This is a genomic window from Gilliamella sp. X-57, from assembly GCF_057063565.1.
Genome location: NZ_JBXSQI010000015.1, coordinates 14,783 through 31,565, shown reverse-complemented (window position 1 = coordinate 31,565; position 16,783 = coordinate 14,783). Strand labels below are relative to the sequence as shown.

At 39.7% G+C, this 16,783-nt stretch carries 22 protein-coding genes; 21 read left to right on the top strand and 1 reads right to left on the bottom strand.

The genetic code is table 11. The features are described 5' to 3' along the window. Positions 1–1,764, bottom strand: coding sequence for a terminase large subunit domain-containing protein (locus ACYIAL_RS08185; RefSeq protein ID WP_483751405.1), 1,764 nt, complete (start codon positions 1,762–1,764; stop codon positions 1–3). Between the two features lie 137 nt (positions 1,765–1,901). Here ACYIAL_RS08185 and ACYIAL_RS08180 point away from each other — a divergent pair, with 137 nt between their 5' ends. The 21 genes from ACYIAL_RS08180 to ACYIAL_RS08080 all read left to right on the top strand — a co-directional run bounded on the left by ACYIAL_RS08180 (position 1,902) and on the right by ACYIAL_RS08080 (position 16,776). After that, positions 1,902–2,741 (top strand): GPO family capsid scaffolding protein, encoded by an 840-nt coding sequence (locus ACYIAL_RS08180; protein WP_483751404.1) that lies wholly within the window; start codon positions 1,902–1,904, stop codon positions 2,739–2,741. A 62-nt stretch (positions 2,742–2,803) separates the two neighbouring features. Continuing rightward, positions 2,804–3,823 carry a phage major capsid protein, P2 family gene (locus ACYIAL_RS08175; RefSeq protein WP_483751403.1) on the top strand — a complete coding sequence of 340 codons (1,020 nt, stop codon included), beginning with the start codon at positions 2,804–2,806 and terminating at the stop codon, positions 3,821–3,823. Positions 3,824–3,837: 14 nt separating this feature from the next. Further along, complete coding sequence (gene gpM / locus ACYIAL_RS08170; protein ID WP_483751402.1) at positions 3,838–4,605, top strand: phage terminase small subunit; 768 nt, start codon at positions 3,838–3,840, stop codon at positions 4,603–4,605. A 25-nt stretch (positions 4,606–4,630) separates the two neighbouring features. Next, a complete protein-coding gene (locus ACYIAL_RS08165; RefSeq protein ID WP_483751401.1) occupies positions 4,631–5,083 on the top strand; it encodes a head completion/stabilization protein in 453 nt (150 codons plus the stop codon). Further along, positions 5,080–5,556 (top strand): phage tail protein, encoded by a 477-nt coding sequence (locus tag ACYIAL_RS08160; RefSeq protein ID WP_483751400.1) that lies wholly within the window; start codon positions 5,080–5,082, stop codon positions 5,554–5,556. The genes ACYIAL_RS08165 and ACYIAL_RS08160 overlap by 4 nt, the downstream gene beginning before the upstream one ends. Beyond that, positions 5,546–6,262, top strand: coding sequence for a hypothetical protein (locus ACYIAL_RS08155; RefSeq protein WP_483751399.1), 717 nt, complete (start codon positions 5,546–5,548; stop codon positions 6,260–6,262). Before ACYIAL_RS08160 ends, ACYIAL_RS08155 begins: the two co-directional genes overlap by 11 nt. Further along, complete coding sequence (locus ACYIAL_RS08150; RefSeq protein ID WP_483751398.1) at positions 6,263–7,375, top strand: DUF2586 domain-containing protein; 1,113 nt, start codon at positions 6,263–6,265, stop codon at positions 7,373–7,375. Between the two features lie 10 nt (positions 7,376–7,385). Further along, entirely contained in the window at positions 7,386–7,844 is a 459-nt protein-coding gene (locus tag ACYIAL_RS08145; RefSeq protein WP_065581743.1) for a phage protein, read from the top strand. Between the two features lie 12 nt (positions 7,845–7,856). Beyond that, the gene (locus tag ACYIAL_RS08140; protein ID WP_483751397.1) at positions 7,857–8,138 is read left to right on the top strand and encodes a phage holin family protein; all 282 of its coding nucleotides are present in this window, start codon (positions 7,857–7,859) and stop codon (positions 8,136–8,138) included. 6 nt (positions 8,139–8,144) lie between these two features. Further along, positions 8,145–8,504 carry a D-Ala-D-Ala carboxypeptidase family metallohydrolase gene (locus ACYIAL_RS08135; RefSeq protein WP_483751440.1) on the top strand — a complete coding sequence of 120 codons (360 nt, stop codon included), beginning with the start codon at positions 8,145–8,147 and terminating at the stop codon, positions 8,502–8,504. Next, a complete protein-coding gene (locus tag ACYIAL_RS08130) occupies positions 8,497–8,844 on the top strand; it encodes a hypothetical protein (RefSeq protein ID WP_483751396.1) in 348 nt (115 codons plus the stop codon). Before ACYIAL_RS08135 ends, ACYIAL_RS08130 begins: the two co-directional genes overlap by 8 nt. Before the next feature lie 128 nt (positions 8,845–8,972). Further along, positions 8,973–9,230, top strand: coding sequence for a putative phage tail assembly chaperone (locus ACYIAL_RS08125; RefSeq protein WP_065575933.1), 258 nt, complete (start codon positions 8,973–8,975; stop codon positions 9,228–9,230). A 44-nt stretch (positions 9,231–9,274) separates the two neighbouring features. After that, positions 9,275–9,421, top strand: a complete 147-nt coding sequence (locus ACYIAL_RS08120; protein ID WP_483751395.1) for a DUF6890 family protein — start codon at positions 9,275–9,277, stop codon at positions 9,419–9,421. A gap of 3 nt (positions 9,422–9,424) precedes the next feature. Further along, positions 9,425–11,476 carry a phage tail tape measure protein gene (locus ACYIAL_RS08115; RefSeq protein WP_483751394.1) on the top strand — a complete coding sequence of 684 codons (2,052 nt, stop codon included), beginning with the start codon at positions 9,425–9,427 and terminating at the stop codon, positions 11,474–11,476. Then, positions 11,466–11,792 (top strand): DUF2590 family protein, encoded by a 327-nt coding sequence (locus ACYIAL_RS08110; RefSeq protein ID WP_483751393.1) that lies wholly within the window; start codon positions 11,466–11,468, stop codon positions 11,790–11,792. Before ACYIAL_RS08115 ends, ACYIAL_RS08110 begins: the two co-directional genes overlap by 11 nt. Beyond that, positions 11,785–12,960 carry a baseplate J/gp47 family protein gene (locus ACYIAL_RS08105; protein ID WP_483751392.1) on the top strand — a complete coding sequence of 392 codons (1,176 nt, stop codon included), beginning with the start codon at positions 11,785–11,787 and terminating at the stop codon, positions 12,958–12,960. The genes ACYIAL_RS08110 and ACYIAL_RS08105 overlap by 8 nt, the downstream gene beginning before the upstream one ends. Before the next feature lie 26 nt (positions 12,961–12,986). Then, positions 12,987–13,565, top strand: coding sequence for a phage tail protein (locus ACYIAL_RS08100; protein ID WP_483751391.1), 579 nt, complete (start codon positions 12,987–12,989; stop codon positions 13,563–13,565). Beyond that, positions 13,562–15,202 (top strand): phage tail-collar fiber domain-containing protein, encoded by a 1,641-nt coding sequence (locus ACYIAL_RS08095; RefSeq protein WP_483751390.1) that lies wholly within the window; start codon positions 13,562–13,564, stop codon positions 15,200–15,202. Before ACYIAL_RS08100 ends, ACYIAL_RS08095 begins: the two co-directional genes overlap by 4 nt. Positions 15,203–15,206: 4 nt before the next feature. Further along, positions 15,207–15,548 carry a tail fiber assembly protein gene (locus ACYIAL_RS08090; RefSeq protein ID WP_483751389.1) on the top strand — a complete coding sequence of 114 codons (342 nt, stop codon included), beginning with the start codon at positions 15,207–15,209 and terminating at the stop codon, positions 15,546–15,548. A gap of 6 nt (positions 15,549–15,554) precedes the next feature. Continuing rightward, positions 15,555–16,214: a hypothetical protein gene (locus ACYIAL_RS08085; protein ID WP_483751388.1), complete on the top strand. Its 660-nt coding sequence runs from the start codon at positions 15,555–15,557 to the stop codon at positions 16,212–16,214. Beyond that, the gene (locus ACYIAL_RS08080) at positions 16,192–16,776 is read left to right on the top strand and encodes a baseplate complex protein (RefSeq protein ID WP_483751387.1); all 585 of its coding nucleotides are present in this window, start codon (positions 16,192–16,194) and stop codon (positions 16,774–16,776) included. Before ACYIAL_RS08085 ends, ACYIAL_RS08080 begins: the two co-directional genes overlap by 23 nt. Positions 16,777–16,783 lie beyond the last annotated feature (7 nt).

Genomic DNA, 16,783 nt, shown 5'->3' with positions numbered 1-16,783 from the left:
TTATATTATCCATTTTGATTGCTTTTTATTTGTGTTGAGCGGTTCGCGATAAACAGCGTGGGCAATTGCAAAAAAATCGTCGGCGTGACCTGTTGATTCGGAACGGCTAGCGGCGTAAGTGATCATGTTTGACTTTGGTGTTGCAACTTGCTCAATAGATAAAAAGGACGCATTTAACGCGTTTAGTTCCTCGCCCCACTCTATGCGCCCACTTTCAACAACATCAATCATTTTTAAAACCAATTGATTTTTTGTTCTTACATCGTAATGAATGGGTACGGTTTCACGCAGTGCAAACGTCTGTAAATGCTCATAAACACCGTACCCGATCCCAGTGATATCTACCCCGATGTAGGTCATTCTGTACTTAGATTTAATTTCTTTTATTTTGTTGGCCATGTGTTTAAAATTAAGACCTTTCCACTGATAAATTTCTAATACTCTGAATTTTTCCAGTTCATGCAATGGCGGCGCTACAATGGCAAATGTTGCATTATCTCGCGTACGGCTTGGGTCAAAACCTGCCCAAACCTCCCTATTGCCGAATGGCCGATCGGCATTAGCATCGAAATCTTGCCACAACGCCGAATCAGTAACACATTTTTGTAATTTATCAAAATTAAATACGCTTCTGCCACTGTCAGCAAATTTACAGCAATATAGAATATTAAACGCTTCGGCGCTTTTAGATTCACGTATATCATCAATATCAGCCAAATCAAAGCCTTGCGCTATTGCGTCTTCTAATGTAATCAGTAACCGCCAAAATTTATCAGGGCAAACCGTGCCATTCATGCGTAACGATTCATCACTTGGAAATTCAATATCTTTACGCTTTTGATCTCCATCTTTCCATTCTTCCCCTACCCATTTTTTATATGCCGGATGTGTTTTTGTGCTCGGTGTTGAAAATAGCGTTTCCCGGTATTGTTTTTGTGTCGCCATTCCCGATGCAGCAGTATACAGATCGGAAAATTTAGACATCCAAAAAACCTCATCAAAATAGACATTACCGGCATAGCTTTGTGCTGTTGACACATTATTGGCGCATAAAATTAAATTAGCGTGATTACTTAGTGTAATTAGATCCCCGCCTTTTAACTGCACATCAAAAAACTGCTCCGCTATTTTTTTTATGTACATAGCAAAAACACGGGCTTGCGGTTTTGATGATGATACAAATATTTGGTTATTACCTGTTAATACTGCGTCTTCAAATGCTTCAAATGCAAAATAAAAGGTAAATCCGATCTGCCGACTTTTTAGAATAAATCGCCGCCTTGCTTCGCCAAGGTTATCTCTAACGTATAGCTGATGTTTATATAAAATTTCACTAGCTACCCTGTTAAAATCATCTTTTGTTAGATGTGAAATATCATTCTTTTTAGGTTTCTTGCGCTTTTTAGTTTGCTTGTCAGATCCATTACTTTGCTGTTCGCTGTTGCTTGTTTCATCAACATGATAAACCGGTGCGGTTTTTTGTTTTGCTCGAATTAATTTACATTGCTGTTCAATTAATCGTTCAATTTCATCTAATTCTAATTGATTTTTATTGTCTCGCTCTATTAACAAAGCAAGGCGTCGATCTATAGCATCTTCGACCGCCTCCTCTTTTAACATTGACGCCCAACAGTGCTTTTCAGCCCAGTAGTATACGATCCGCGCATTCGGCAGATTTAACGCTTTGGCTATCTCTTTGGGTGTATAACGTTTTAAATATAACGTATACGCCGCTCGTTTAATCTCAGGGTTATATCGTTTCATGCGGTTATTGTCGTTGTTATCCGCTAAACTCGCATCAAGCCCATTTCGGTTATAGGGTTATATCCGAAATGGTCAGCGTGCAAACACACTAAAATCATTTTAATCTAGCTATAAGATTAATTGACGTTATCCTAGCAATGGCAAAAGAATTAAAAGAAAGTGATTGGTTATGTATCGCAACAGAGGGGCGCTCAGTAGATGGGCGGGAAATGATGCGAGAATGGTTAGCCGGCGCTGCACAAAATTACAACTCAGATTTTTATAGCGCGGTCATTTGGAATGAGCACAACCACCCCTTAGAACGTGTGTACCAGTCAAATCTAGGTTTAGTGCTAGAACTGAAAACCGAAGAAGAAGACGGTAAGCTAAAACTGTATGCAAAATTAGCGGCAAATAAATTTTTATTAGCATTAAACGACGACAATCAAAAGCTATTTTGCTCCGTTGAGATTACATCCGACTTTCCCGATGTTGGTCAGTTTTATTTAACTGGATTAGCTGTTACTGATCAGCCCGCATTACCGGGAATATCACAACTGAAATTTAGTAAGGAACGCGGAAACACACACACGGGACTACACGAATTTAGTTTATCTACTGAACAACCAAACACGGGATCAAACACAATGACAGAAGAAGAAATTCAAGAACTAAAAGAACAGCTAGCGGCTCAAGCTCAAAAAATTGAAGAGCTAGAAGCTTCATTAGCCGAAAAAAATACGGAAAAGGCCGAAAAGATAGCCGAAGAATTAGCTGATTTGGCTAGTGAAACATCAAAACAAGCCGAAACCGTCGCAGAAGAAGTAACCGGCGAAGTATCTAAAGAGGAATTTACCGCTTTAAAAAAAGCAAATATTGAGCTAACAAAAAAATTCGATGCTTTAGAAAAAAAATTCAGTCGAGCAATGACATTTAGCTCAACACCAACCCCAGACCTAAAGCCTACGGTTGGCGCTGATTTAAACATGTTTGTTTAAATGCCGGTTTTAACAGGTTTATCCAATAAAGTATCACAATCACAGGTAAAACAGGATTATATATGCTAAATCAAAATGCCGAGCAAGCGCTGGCAAAATATATACATAATTTTTCATTAGCTAGTAACCGTGCTGATGTTAAGAAGTTGTTTTCATTAACTCCGCCCCAAGAAACACGACTACGACAAGCGATCATGCATCAGGTTGAATTTTTATCAAAAATCTACTGCGCAGATGTCGATCAAATTGTAGGGCAAGTTGTTCGAACAGGTGTATCACAATTATACACAGGCCGTAAAAAAGATGCCCGTTTTAGTCGTAAGGTAGGCATTGAGGGTAATACCTACAAATTATCAAAAACGGATTCTTGCGCAGTGCTGACCTGGGAGCTACTCAGTCAGTGGGGAAATTCGGGGGCTGAAAATGAATTCTTTCGCTTGGTGCAAACATTTATCGAGCAGTCCTTTGGGTTAGATATGCTACGCATCGGCTTTAACGGTACACACATTGCCGATGAAACAGATCCTGATAAACATCCTAACGGGGAGGATGTTAATAAGGGGTGGCATCAAATTGCGAAAGAGTGGCAAGAGGGTAAGCAAGTTCTGACAGAATCTGTCACTTTAGGTAAAAATGGTGATTATAAATCATTAGATGCGATGGCGTCAGATCTAAAAAACAGCATTCGCCCAGAGTTCCGTTTTGATCCTCGCCTAGTTGTGTTAGTTGGTACGGATCTGGTTGCTGCTGAATCATTCCGACTATATCAGCAAGCTGATAAACCAACTGAAAAAATAGCCGCCCAGTTACTATCTGATTCTGTAGCAGGCATGCCGGCATATATCCCGCCATTCATGCCAGGCAAGCGTATGGTTGTCACTACATTACAAAATTTACACATTTATACGCAGCGTAATACTCGCCGACGTGCTGCCGAAGATGTTCAAGATCGCGAGGCGTTCGAAAGCAAATACTGGCGAATGGAAGGCTATGCGCTAGAAATACCTGAACTGTATGCCGCAATTGATGAAAACGCTGTCACAATCGAGGGCGAGCAATCGGCGGAAGTTAATCAGCTGTAAAAAAGAGGGTTGGCATGTTATCACCAATGCAAAGACATCGAGCCAAAGTGCAAACATTAAACGAAATGCAACCACAAGCGGCGGTTTGTTCGTCATCACTTAGTTTGCATGTTTTAAATGAAGCACTAAAAAAAGATGTCCAGTATTTACGATTGCTGCCAACCATTAAAGAGCGGATTGAAGAAAAGCGCAACGTACTACTACCGCGTTGGCAACCTTATGCTCAAAGCTACATTGAGCAGGGGGAAGCTTATCGAAATCCAATTTTAAGTTATTGCATTGTCTGGTTATTTGATGTTGGTGAGTTTGATTTGGCAATCAAATGGGCATTTATTGCTATAAAACAAAATCAACCAACCCCTGACAATATAAAAAGCCATTTCCCTGCGTTTGTTGCCGATCAGATTTATGCTTGGGCAGAACAGCAAGCGGAGCAAGGGAATGCTATTGAGCCGTATTTTTCAATGATTTTTAACAAAGTAGCTTATGAATGGCGCATACATGAAAAAATAAAAAGCAAATGGTTTAAATTTGCCGGGCTGTTTGTTTTACGTGACGAAAGCGGACAACCCCGCGCCACGGCGGTTGATGATATAGAAGTATTGGAAAAAGCGGATCAATTATTGGCACAGGCTGAAGCTATGCATGTGCATGCACAAGTTAAAACTATGCGAGCTAGCATTGCCAGCCGAATTCGGGCGTTACCCGATCCAGACTACACAGCGAGCCAGCGCCCACAGGATGAAAAAAGAGATTTTCTAAATCATCTTTTCAAATCCTGAACGGGCGCTTTTTTTAAGGATAGTCATGTTTAACGGTTTAGAAATCGATTACCAAGAAATCATTATCCAGAATGATGGTTTTTGGCCAGATATCAATATTGCCGACTTTCAAAAGTCACGCAGTATTACGGCGGCAATTAGTGCGGATTTAATCAGAGATGCGTTATTAACAGCAATTAGCGAGGTTAATATCTCGTTAGAGCGATTTAAAACCAAACATATTGCCAACGGCATCTATGCAGTAAATGGCATTAACGGAATTAGTTCGGACGGTATAAATAGTGTTATGGCACTGTATAAAAAGGCAGTTTATTCGCGAGCCAAGGCGGATTTAATCGGTGAGTTTGTGGCGATTTCAAATGTTAAACAACAAATTGACGCAAATCAAAACGAAATGGAAAGCAAATTGTTAGCAGAGGGTACAAGAGCGATTAGAGCCATTTTGGGCTATCGTCGTAGTTCGGTGGAATTAATATGAGTTTATTAACGGAATTAACCAAACACTTAGTCGATAACCTTAAACCACGCAGTCACAATGGTTTGACGTTCAGCTCATTTATGGACAATTTAGAAATTGATCGCGTATTTAAATTAGTAACAAAACAGCCGACTGAGCAACTTTTATGCGCAAAACTGAAATACGACGCGGTAATAACATTTGACGAATTCCCGTACCGGGTATACGACCCGTGCTTAGTGTTTGCGTTAGTCATGTGTTGGCTTGAAAGTAAAAACCGGGACGATGCGCAATTCGATAATGTTAATCCTGATATTGATGTATCAGAAAATGACGAACAAACCGCTTACTTAATGATTGCTGTACCTTTATCAGAAGATATCACGTTGATCGAAGATGAAAGCGGATCAATACCATATAAGGGTAAGCGTTATAAATTGGGTGCTGCTAGTGTTTGGACACATCCGGAGCAGGTGAATATTAATGCGAATTAGTGGCGAATTAAACAAAGCTCAACTAAAAGAGTTACAAGAAGCTATTAAAAAGCTTGAGATGCCACCCAAGAAAAAACAACGTCTTTTGTGGCGTATAGCAAAGTTGGGCATGATTCCGGCAATAAAACGGAATATTAAAGAACAGAAAGACTTTAACGGTTCTGGTTTTAAAGAGAGAAAAGGCAAGCGTAAAAGACCGCTTTTGAAAAAAATAGCTAAACATATAGTGGTTAGAGAAATGCCGGCGATTGAAGCTGTGAAACTCTATTTTAAAGGACATTATAAAAGCACGTCGGATAAAAATATCCCAATCGGTGTAGTTGCTGATGTGCAACAAAATGGGCGAACAATTCGACAAAATGCTAAACAGTTTAAAAAGCAATCTAATAACAAAAAAAAGGGTTCGATTACAAAACAACAAATCAAGAAGTTAAGAGAACTGGGACATACGCACTCAAGAAACGGAAAAGAAGTTAAATCGTCGGTTAAATGGCTTCGTGAAAATTATTCAAAGGCACAGGCGGGCGTAGTAATAAAAAGAATGGTCGATGAGCTAGTTAAGCAATTTTGGTCAGTAAAAATCCCTAGCCGTGCGTTTATGGGTATAACTGATAACGAATTTTCCAAAATATTAGAACGGCAACTTAAAAATATTAGCTTTGGCTGGGATGTAAAAGCCCAAAACATAAAACGAGGTAAAAATTAAATGACTTGGCCAACAATTACAATTAATCAACTTAATTTGTTGCAAGGTGAAACAGATGAAGTGGAGCGACGATTTTTATTTATCGGCAATGCAAATAAAAACAAAGGGCAAATTATATCGGTTAATGCTCAGACTGATTTTAACAGTGCACTTGGCAATGATGACAGTGCACTAAAAAAAGGTGTATTAGCTGCATTAGAAAATGCCGGTCAAAATTGGTTTGCCAGTATTGCTATTTTAAACGATGGTCAAGATTGGACTGATGCGGTAATGCAAGCCCAAAAAATCGGATCGTTTGAAGCTGTTGTTTATGCTGAAAATATCAATACCAAAGCAGAAATCAACAAAGCCATTACGTTGCGTAAAAATTTAATTGCCAAATATGGACGTTGGGTTCGATTTATTTTGGGTATTGAGGGGCTACAGGCTAACGAAACGTGGGCAAAATATGAATCACGATTAGCTACATTGCAAAACGGTATCGCTGAATATGCAATTACATTGATCCCAATGATCTGGGGTAATGAGCCTTTTGTTAATGCAGGCCGTTCATGTAACCGATCGGTAACTATCGCCGATGCGCTGGCACGCGTTAAAACTGGCGCTGTAAGTAATTTAGGGCGTGACACCCTGCCCGTTGATTCTGCCGGTGTTGAATTGCCATTAGCGACCTTGCAAACATTAAACGCAAACCGTTACAGCGTGCCAATGTGGTATCCGGATTATGACGGTATTTATTGGGCTGATGATAGAACGCTAGACGTTGAGGGTGGTGATTATCAATCAGCAGAGACAGTACGCGTTATCGATAAAGTCGCCCGTAAAATTCGATTATTAGCAATCGCTAAAATTGCAGATGCATCATTCAATAGTTCGGCTAATTCGATAGCGGTACATCAGCAATACTTTGCTAAGCCGATGCGTGAAATGTCTATCACATCGCAAATAAACGGCATCGAGTTCCCGGGTGAAGTTAAAAAGCCAAAAGATGGCGACATTGTAATCACGTGGAAGACACCCAAAACAGTTGATATTTATGTAGTTGTTCGCACGCGTGATATTCCGATGCAGATAACCATCAGCTTAATGCTTGATGCGTCATTAGACCAATAGGAGTAATTAAATGGGTTCAAGAATTACGGGTAAATCGTTTGACGTCAATTTTGGTGGCGAATTAATTCAAGTCAAAAGTGTGACGTTAACTATCACTGATAATAGCGCCGTTGCGTCAACTAACGGCGTGCCAGATGGGCATATAGCAGGATCGGTAACAGCGGAAGGCTCTATCACGTTGACTAGTAAGTATTTTAATAAGTTGGTAGCGATAGCTAGAAGTTTTGGGTCGTTTCGTGCTATGCCCGCATCTGATTTTATGTTTTATGCAGATACGGGCGACGAATCACAAAAAATAGAGGCGTTCGGCTGCAAGCTAAAAATTTCGGATTTGTTAAATGCAGACAAAAGCGGGGATGATGAAACTACGCATACTATCGATTATATGGTGACATCGCCGGATTTTGTGAGTATTAACGGCGTGCCTTATTTGTCAGCAACTGATACGCGCAATTTATTAAATTATTAATGGATTTTTACAATGACTAATGAAGATTCACTATTAGTAAAAATTGGACTAGTGGGCTTTATGCTTGGTATGGCTAAGCTGCTAGCTGGTGATGAGGCGATTACATGGCGCAAAGTGATCGGCCGGTCATTGCTTGGGACGGGGTCATCACTGATAGCCGGGTTAATCATGATCCCCCACCCTGCAGCCTCTCAGCTTGTTATTGTTGGAGCTGCGGCTTTACTAGGGATTTTGGGGCATTCGCTCATAGAGTGGGTAGTTATTACTTATATTGATAAGAAAACAAAAGGATAAAAATTGATGAACTTGTCAGAACACTTTAAACGCTCAGAATTTGCATGTAAATGCGGTTGCGGCTTTGATGATGTCAATCCGTTACTTGTTGAAGTTTTGGAAGATGTTAGAAATCATTTTGATGAACCCGTCTTTATTAGTAGCGGTTGCCGTTGCAAGCAGCACAATCACGCAGTAGGCGGAAAACAGCACAGTCAGCACGTGCTAGGTAATGCGGCTGATATCAAAGTTAAAGGTGTTGAACCGAAAGCTGTGGCCGATTATTTAGAATCAAAATACCCGGATAAGTTCGGACTTGGTCGATATATCACATTTACCCACATTGACGTCCGGGTAGTTAAAGCTCGTTGGGGTTTAAATGAGTAAATACAGGCTAGCGATTATTGCTTTATTTATATTACTGATTTTTTGTTTTGGTATTTATTTTTCATCGTTACAACATGATAGCAAATCACTAAAACAAATAAACAAGCTGAATTTTGAGGCAAAGCGACAACAATCAGTTATTAATAATAAATCGCAAGAGCTAGAAACTAAACTACAGCAGGTAAAAACGTATGAACGACAAAATAACAAGAAAGCGCAGACCATTAGCGATGCTGTTAATAGCAATTGCATTAGTCGTGATTTTGTCGAGCTGTTCAACAAACAAACAGCAGATTACGAGCAAATTTTATCAACAAAACACATTAACGAAGTGCGTTGAAATATTGCCGAAAATTGAGAACAACACAGCCTTGGCAATACAAAACGCATTAATTGAATGGCGCAGCATTTATATCGATTGTGCGCTGAGGCATAACACTTTAGTAGAAACAATAAAAGAGGTACAACATGAAAATCACACTAACAATTAATGGCACAGATATTACTTTTGAACCAACAAAATTGGCTTACAACACGTATATCAACGATATCACGATGAACGACAAAATCGCACCCGCAACTAACTTTTTACGTCGTACTGTGTTAGCAGAAGATAAAGAGAAGTTAAACGAAATTTTAGAAAACCATGTCGGGGCAGCATTACAGATTATTGAAAAAGTTATCAAACAATACGCGCCAGATTTGGAAATTGAAGTAAAAAACTAAATCGGCGAGTAAGTAGAATTGAGAAAAATTCGCTAGAACAATTATTGATTTTACGACGCTACTATCTGCCGGGTGAAGATGATAGTAGCGAAAATCTCGCCCGTGCGGCATGGCTTGATAATCATTTAGCAGAGGTGCAAGCGGCAGCAGTGGCAAACGGTATCGGCAAAGCTTTTAAAGGTGTTAAGTAATAAATGTCATCATCATTAGATTTTACAATTAAATTAACTGATCGCGTAACAGCACCGCTTAAACGCGTACAATCGCAATTTAAGTCATTTAACGCGACTGCTGCCAGCTCATTTAAAAAAATTGGTGGCGGCAGCATTGCCCTTTTTGCCGTTGCTAAAAGTATTACCGGTTTACTCTCGCCCGCCGAAGAGATGGATAGAGCATTAAAAAACGCTAGTTTGGGCGGTGTTTCGTCAATTAATGAACTGCGCATAGCAGCTAAGAAGTTCCGTGCTGAATATGGCACAAGTGCCCTTGATTTTGTTAACTCAGCATCATCAATCAAGGGGGCGTTATCGGGTATTAGTGAGGCAGATGTGCCTCAGGCCGTAGCTGCTATGAATATGCTGTCAAAAGCTACCGGCGAAAGCGTGGATACATCAACCGCATACATTGAGCAAATGGCAGCTAGCTACAAAGGAACAGTTAATAAAATTGGCCAGTTAAATTTTGCCCGGCACGCCGCCGGGATCGCTGCATATGCCAAAAATAATTTTAACGTGTCAACTCAGCAACTGCAAAGCATGATGCAAAAAACCAAAGGTACCGCCGCCAACAACGGCGTAAGCATGTCGGAGCAGGCCGTCGTTCTAAGCATGGCAAGTAAAAGCCTTGGTGCGGGTGCGGCGGGGTCATATGCCGCACTGTACAAAAATTTAGGCAAAGCGGGAAAAGAACTCGGACTATCGTTTGCTGATGCTAACGGCAAAATGCTATCAATGCCTGAAATTATTGCAAAAATCCAAGGTAAATTTGGCAAGGATTTATCAAAGAACATTAAAGCGCAGGAGTTATTAGATAAAGCCCTTGGTGCCGGTGCTGATATTGTAAAAACCTTGGCGAATAACTCAGATGAATTAAATCAACATGTTAAAGAAATCGGAAAAGGTCAAAACTTTAAACTGATGCAAAAAATGGCGCAGGGTAATGTTAAACCGCTGGAGCGCATTAATGCACAGTTTATGAATATTAAAGAGTCTATCGGGCGGGCGTTGCTACCGGTTTTAATGCCTGTTATGGATACTATTAGTCAATTGATTAAACGGTTTGCTCATTGGCTTGAAATGTTCCCAAACATCGCAAAATGGATCGGCATTGTTGTGGTCGGATTGCTCGGATTTGCAGGTATTTCTGCTGTTATATCTATATTGTCGGGCTCTATTAGTATGCTAATTGCAGTCTTTAATTTATTTAAATTTGTCGTGGTTTCATCAATTCAAATTTTAAAACTATTTAGACTTACATTAGTTGGTATATCTATTGCTGTTAAATATGTACGTAGTGCGCTAATTGGTTTACAAATGATGACCGGGATATTCACAAAGCTATCAAAAGCGGTCATGTTGTTATTTACACCATGGGGCTTAATTATACTAGGGATAATCGCACTTGTTGCAATTGTTTGGTATTTCAGAGATGAAATAATGGCGGGTATAAAGTGGTGTATTAATTGGATAATGCAATTTTGGGATAGCATTAAGGACACTTGGATAATTCAAGCGTTGATTAAGGGGTTTCAAGTTTTATTTGATTTTGTTTGTGGTATCTGGAGAGGTATTGGCAATGCGTTTGTTAATGTGGTTGAGTGGTTAACAAATGCGTGGGATAGCTTTATTGCATTTTTTACCGATTTTTCATTTATCGATTCATTTTCAAAAATTGGCGACGCGTTAGTAAAAATGTTTACTAATACGTGGAAAACAGTAAAAAACACGGGAATAGCTGTTATTAATACAATTATCGACGGCTTAAATTATATCCCGGGCGTCAATATTGAATTACTTGAATACGAAAAAATCGACGCGCCCGAGCAATCTCCCGTTAGCACTACAAAATCACCGATTACAAGTACTATTGTTCGTGATATCGATCACGGTGGTTTATCAAAAGAGATTCAGAACAGTAAATCACAAAATATTGATAATAGTAATAATATTCAATCGGTATCAATCTATAATTCGCAGCCGATGACGCCTGCACAACTTCAAGAATGGGAGCAGCTTTATGCTGGATAAGTATTTTGATTTGCTCATTACCGATCGTGATTTTTCGTTGAATAACGGTTATGAGCCAAACTTGGCAAAAAATCAGCAAAGCATCGGGCAAGATATTAAACATGCAATTATTGAAAGCGGTTTAGCTACTGAATTAGTTGCCGAACGATCGCCAACAATGCGTTACGACGTCTTCACTAAAATTATTTTATTAGTCGAAAGCGACCGCCGTATTGTTCCGGGCACGGCGCACATCAAAGAAGAAACCGCAGAACGGCTTTATCTGACTGCTGACACGTATGATTTTGGAAAAATTGGAGTAACGATCAATGGCTGATTATCAAAAAATGTTTGAAAAAATACTGCACGATCATGGTATGCCAGTTGACGAAAACGCTGCCCGTAAAGAGTTCGAAGAATTGACAAAAGCAGAGGGGTTAATCACCAATACATCGAAATACTCTCCGTTTTGGCGATTAATGTCGGCTATCGTTATAAAGCCTTATGTTTGGCTAAAAGATGCATTTATCAAAAATGTATTAATGAATATGTTTTTAATGACTGCAAGCGGTCAGTTTTTAGATCTGTTTGCTAACGCCGTTAATTTAGAGCGTAAGCCGGCAACGTTGGCGACGGGTGAAATTTTGTTCACTAAAGCAAATAAAAATCAGGCGGTTGTTATACCTGTAGGCACTGTGATCAGCTCGCCCGAAATTAACGGCGTTACATATCAATTACAAACTACCCAAGAATATAGCATACCTGTCGGTGTTGAAACTGCACGCATCCCGGTAGTAGCGGCCGGAAGCGGTGAAAACTACAATCTTGCAGCAGGTTATTACCGTTTTTTAGTTGAACAGATAGACGGTGTAACTGTTACTAATGACGATAATTGGTTGATCTCACCGGGTGCTAACATTGAATCAGATGATGATTTAAGAGATAGAACTAAAAACCAGTATAACTTTGTTGGCCACTATCATACAGATGCTGTATATCGTGGCATTGTGACAACAATTACAGGTATTTCAACAAAGCAAGTCTATTTTGTGCATGATGCGCCCCGTGGTCCGGGTACAGCTAACTTATATTTGTTACTGAATGACGGCGTAGATTCAAAATATTTTATCGACAAAGTAAATAACTACATTATGGGGCAAGGTTACAGAGGGCACGGCGACGATCTGCGGTGCTTTGCTGTGCCTGAAAAGAAAATTGATATTGCTGTTACATTATATTTTGAACGTGAACAACAACCGATCGACATTAATCAATACGTATTAAACGTTGAGCATTTTATACGTTGTGCCTTTCGTCAAAACAACGACTATAACGTAACGCAGGTAAATGCGTATTCCCGTTTTAGCATCTCAAAATTAAACGAAGAATTACACGAACAATTTAACGAGTTACATTCGATTGTATTTAACATCGGCGACATTGTCAGCGAGTTAGAAGTGCCAAGACTTCGAACTCTAACAATTAATACTGAGGTTGCAGAATGAAACTAAAAATCAAGCTGCCGGTGTGGATGAATAGAGGCGAGCCGTTAAAGCTGGCTAATGCGGCGGTTAAGTACTGGGATCGTATGTATCAATGGTTGAAGTTCCCTATTATGCAGTTCGACCCATTAACGTGCGATGAGCGATTATTGTTTTTATATGCATATCAACGCGATGTTAAACGACTAAATAACGAGCCATTGGCACTATATCGAAAACGTATTAAATACGCATACGTCAATGCGGCAGATTCGGGATCCGTTGCTGGTTTCAAAAACATTTTTGAGCGGCTAGAAATCGGCACGGTTCAAATACTGGAACGCCAGTACGGCTATGATTGGGACGTTATCATCTTGAGATTATCTGATAATCAGTTAACAAATAACCGCGATTTGTTAACTGAAATTATCAGGCAATACGGCCGAACCTGTCGGCGTTATTTTTTTGAAATTGTTCACGTGCAGCCGATAAAGTTTAGGTGCGGCGAGTTTAATAACAATCAAAATTACAACGGTTCTAAATTTGATTTTAAACGAATACATCAGACGACGGTAATTTTAAGAGTGGGCGGATTTGGTGAAGTAAAAGAATATGGAGTACAGCAATGAGCAAAACAGCAATAATAAAAAGTGGTGAGCAATTTTTTATAAAACAGTTAAGCGAGTCACAACCGATAAAATTGGATCAAGTGATTTTTGCAAATATTAGCGGAATTAATGGCGACACTGAAATCGATTTAAACGGTTCAATGCCTGACGCAAGTCAAATCGTACATACAGCACCGGTAACGCAGTCTGGGTTATTGAACGATAGAACAGTTGTTTATTCTGTTATTCTAGACACTAGTGTCGGTGATTTTTCGTTTAACTACATCGGGCTGGCGAACTCTGAAACTAACACGCTATGCATGGTGATGCATACTGATTTAACACGAAAAATAAAAACTGCCGGACAACGTCAGGGTAATACGATAACAGAGTCGATTTGGTTAGAAATTGATAATGCATCTGAATCGACCGGTATTACGGTCAATGCTCAGACATGGCAGATCGATTATTCAAAACGATTGGCTGGCGAAGATGAACGTATTCGATTAACTAATTATGATTTATATAATCGATTAGCAGTTCATAACGGTTTTACAATAACTCAGGATAATAATCAATTAACAGTATCTGCAGGGCTTGCATATGTTGCCGGTTTACGAGTTAATCACACAGCTCAAGCATCAATAAAAGTTGAAAACAATCAATCGTTATATATTGATGCTTGGCTAACCGGTACTGTAACCGGTGAATGGTCGGTAAGTTATAATTTGATTTCGGGCACTAATTTACGTGATTACGAAAAAAATGGATTTAAACACTACGTCGAACGTGTAGCATCAGTTGATGCGGGCGGTAAGTTAGTTGTTGTTAAGCCGAAGTCATTTATCACAACGTACGATCATGCAACGACTGAAAAAACGGGCATCGTTAAACTCAGCTCAGAAATTAACAGCACATCAGAAACCGAGGCTGCAACATTGCTAGCAGTTAAAAAAATCAGTGATCTAGCATTAGATGCAAAACGAACAGCTAGCACAGCAATAACAACATCAAATACCGCACAAAACACAGCAAACCTTGCTGTGCTGCGGGGTGATGAATTTCCATTCCGCGGAAATCTGGGTGACCGAAATTTAAACAACTTAGGTGCAACGTCTCACGGCGTTTATTTTCAAAATTCAAACCAGAAAACATCATTTGAAAATGGTTATCCTACGCTAGACGCGGGCGCGTTGACTGTTCTGAGGACAGAGGGAGACGGCGGCGAAGGCTGCGCGCAAATATATACATTATATAGATCTGGGCGCCAATTTATTCGAAATTACCGCGGTACAGCAAATGACGGGCGCTGGGAGGCATGGGTTGAACAGATCACAACAGCAAATATTAATTCCTATTTGCCAGCCCCTCCTCCCCCGCAAAATTGGTATAACGTAATGGGGCAACGAGGAGTAAATATAGTTTATACAAATACAACGGGGCGGCCTATTTTTGTAATGATTTCAATGTATCATAATTGGTCCGGAACTGAAACTCATATGACACTGTCAATTAACGGAATGGAATTTTTTGCATCTGCGGGCGGCGCCGGCAGCGGTAGCGCTAAAACCGTGACTATGTATATGCCGATCCCTGCGGGTTGTACATATAAAGTATCGGGATACGGGGATTTAACGAGATGGTTTGAGTTGAGGTGAAATCATGAAATATTATAAAGATAATAGTAATCAAGTTTATGCGTACTGCGCAGATGGTTCGCAAGACGGATTTATTCCGCCGGATCAAATTGCGATAACAGAAAAAGAAGCATTTAAATTAGTTAAGCCGAGGCCGGCAGATATTCACTATCAGAATCAATCAATTAAAAATTCATTGTTTGATGAGGCGAGCAAAAAAATATCATTGCTACAGGATATTATTGAGCTAGATATGCAGAAGTCTAATGAAGAAGAACAGCTGAAACGCTGGAAAAAATACCGTATTTTGTTGAATGATATTGATGTAACGCAAACAAAAATAATGTGGCCAGAAAAACCGGAGTAATCGATCGTGTGGTGTGATAAAACATTTTCATTAGCAAAATATCAACAGATGAATTTTGAGGTTGTAGCAATTGAGCCATACAAAATCACTAATAGCAAATTTTTATCACCCGAAGAATCAATTAAAGCGCTGCAAAGCAAAATCGACAGCATAACGCCTGTTGCTGTTATATTGATATCATCTGTAACAGAAACCGGGTTTATCAGTCAATTGACGGCATTAAGTCAATGCTGGGATTTGCCGGAAATCAATCGAGCACTGAGAACGGCTAAAACAGTGCAAGATTTAGATGTAACAAAAATGGTTATACCGAATCCGGTTGATCGTAAAGTTGTAAAGCAATTATCATCAAGCAATACACGTGCAATTGTTAACAGTCAAACATTAAAAGCAGCACAAAAAGACGTAAAGGCGTCAATAAATAGTGTGATGAGTGAATTACAGCAGTTTGCCCAGCAAAAAGAAGCGGTTTTAAACAAAGTTGCGAGCAATGCGGCGTCATTAACTGGCGGTAGTATTGATATAACATTTTTTTATGGTTTGCCGTGTGATCTCTATAAAGAGTTGCCGAATAAGGAACATATTTTTACATTTTTGTTAGCGTTTTCAGATAACAACTTAAAACCAATATTGGATTTAGTACATGATAGAAAACTCATCGATTAACAATAGCGGATCTGCGGGAAGCGTTGATAATATTGTGTTGGCGTTAGACGGTGAATCCATTATATTAAAAAACCCGTCAATTTCTGCCGAGTATGATTTGCCCGAAGAAGACCAAAGCGGGCAGTCGTCATCGACTAACAGCAGTGAAAAAGGTATCAAACCCAAAAAATTAAGCGTTAATGGATTGATTGAATATTCAACGCCGGATCGCTTAAGTCGATTGATTGAGTTGTCATATCAAACCGAAAAAGGCGGAGCTAAAAAGCTGTATCGTGTAGCCAATGCAACGGCTAACGTTATAAATTTACGTGAAGCGGTTTTTAGTGGCAAAGTTTCGGTTTCTCCTCATTCCACGCTATTAGCATGGCAAGTTAACTTTACCTTGTCGGAGCGTAAATCAGTACCTGAAAAAAGAGAAGCACGGGCACAACAACGAGCAGTTGAAAACGGTGACGAGAGCGTCGGCGCAATAATTGAAGAAATGCCGGGCGAGCAGGACGAAAACGCCCAAACTGGCAAAGTTGAACAAATTCTCGGGGTGTTTAATGATGCATTACAGTAGGGGTAAA

Coding starts and splice junctions, on each gene's coding strand:
- ACYIAL_RS08185 (WP_483751405.1), bottom strand. CDS start 1,764: ATGAAACGATATAACCCTGAGATTAAACGAGCGGCGTATACGTTATAT.
- ACYIAL_RS08180 (WP_483751404.1), top strand. CDS start 1,902: ATGGCAAAAGAATTAAAAGAAAGTGATTGGTTATGTATCGCAACAGAG.
- ACYIAL_RS08175 (WP_483751403.1), top strand. CDS start 2,804: ATGCTAAATCAAAATGCCGAGCAAGCGCTGGCAAAATATATACATAAT.
- gpM (WP_483751402.1), top strand. CDS start 3,838: ATGTTATCACCAATGCAAAGACATCGAGCCAAAGTGCAAACATTAAAC.
- ACYIAL_RS08165 (WP_483751401.1), top strand. CDS start 4,631: ATGTTTAACGGTTTAGAAATCGATTACCAAGAAATCATTATCCAGAAT.
- ACYIAL_RS08160 (WP_483751400.1), top strand. CDS start 5,080: ATGAGTTTATTAACGGAATTAACCAAACACTTAGTCGATAACCTTAAA.
- ACYIAL_RS08155 (WP_483751399.1), top strand. CDS start 5,546: ATGCGAATTAGTGGCGAATTAAACAAAGCTCAACTAAAAGAGTTACAA.
- ACYIAL_RS08150 (WP_483751398.1), top strand. CDS start 6,263: ATGACTTGGCCAACAATTACAATTAATCAACTTAATTTGTTGCAAGGT.
- ACYIAL_RS08145 (WP_065581743.1), top strand. CDS start 7,386: ATGGGTTCAAGAATTACGGGTAAATCGTTTGACGTCAATTTTGGTGGC.
- ACYIAL_RS08140 (WP_483751397.1), top strand. CDS start 7,857: ATGACTAATGAAGATTCACTATTAGTAAAAATTGGACTAGTGGGCTTT.
- ACYIAL_RS08135 (WP_483751440.1), top strand. CDS start 8,145: ATGAACTTGTCAGAACACTTTAAACGCTCAGAATTTGCATGTAAATGC.
- ACYIAL_RS08130 (WP_483751396.1), top strand. CDS start 8,497: ATGAGTAAATACAGGCTAGCGATTATTGCTTTATTTATATTACTGATT.
- ACYIAL_RS08125 (WP_065575933.1), top strand. CDS start 8,973: ATGAAAATCACACTAACAATTAATGGCACAGATATTACTTTTGAACCA.
- ACYIAL_RS08115 (WP_483751394.1), top strand. CDS start 9,425: ATGTCATCATCATTAGATTTTACAATTAAATTAACTGATCGCGTAACA.
- ACYIAL_RS08110 (WP_483751393.1), top strand. CDS start 11,466: ATGCTGGATAAGTATTTTGATTTGCTCATTACCGATCGTGATTTTTCG.
- ACYIAL_RS08105 (WP_483751392.1), top strand. CDS start 11,785: ATGGCTGATTATCAAAAAATGTTTGAAAAAATACTGCACGATCATGGT.
- ACYIAL_RS08100 (WP_483751391.1), top strand. CDS start 12,987: ATGAATAGAGGCGAGCCGTTAAAGCTGGCTAATGCGGCGGTTAAGTAC.
- ACYIAL_RS08095 (WP_483751390.1), top strand. CDS start 13,562: ATGAGCAAAACAGCAATAATAAAAAGTGGTGAGCAATTTTTTATAAAA.
- ACYIAL_RS08090 (WP_483751389.1), top strand. CDS start 15,207: ATGAAATATTATAAAGATAATAGTAATCAAGTTTATGCGTACTGCGCA.
- ACYIAL_RS08080 (WP_483751387.1), top strand. CDS start 16,192: ATGATAGAAAACTCATCGATTAACAATAGCGGATCTGCGGGAAGCGTT.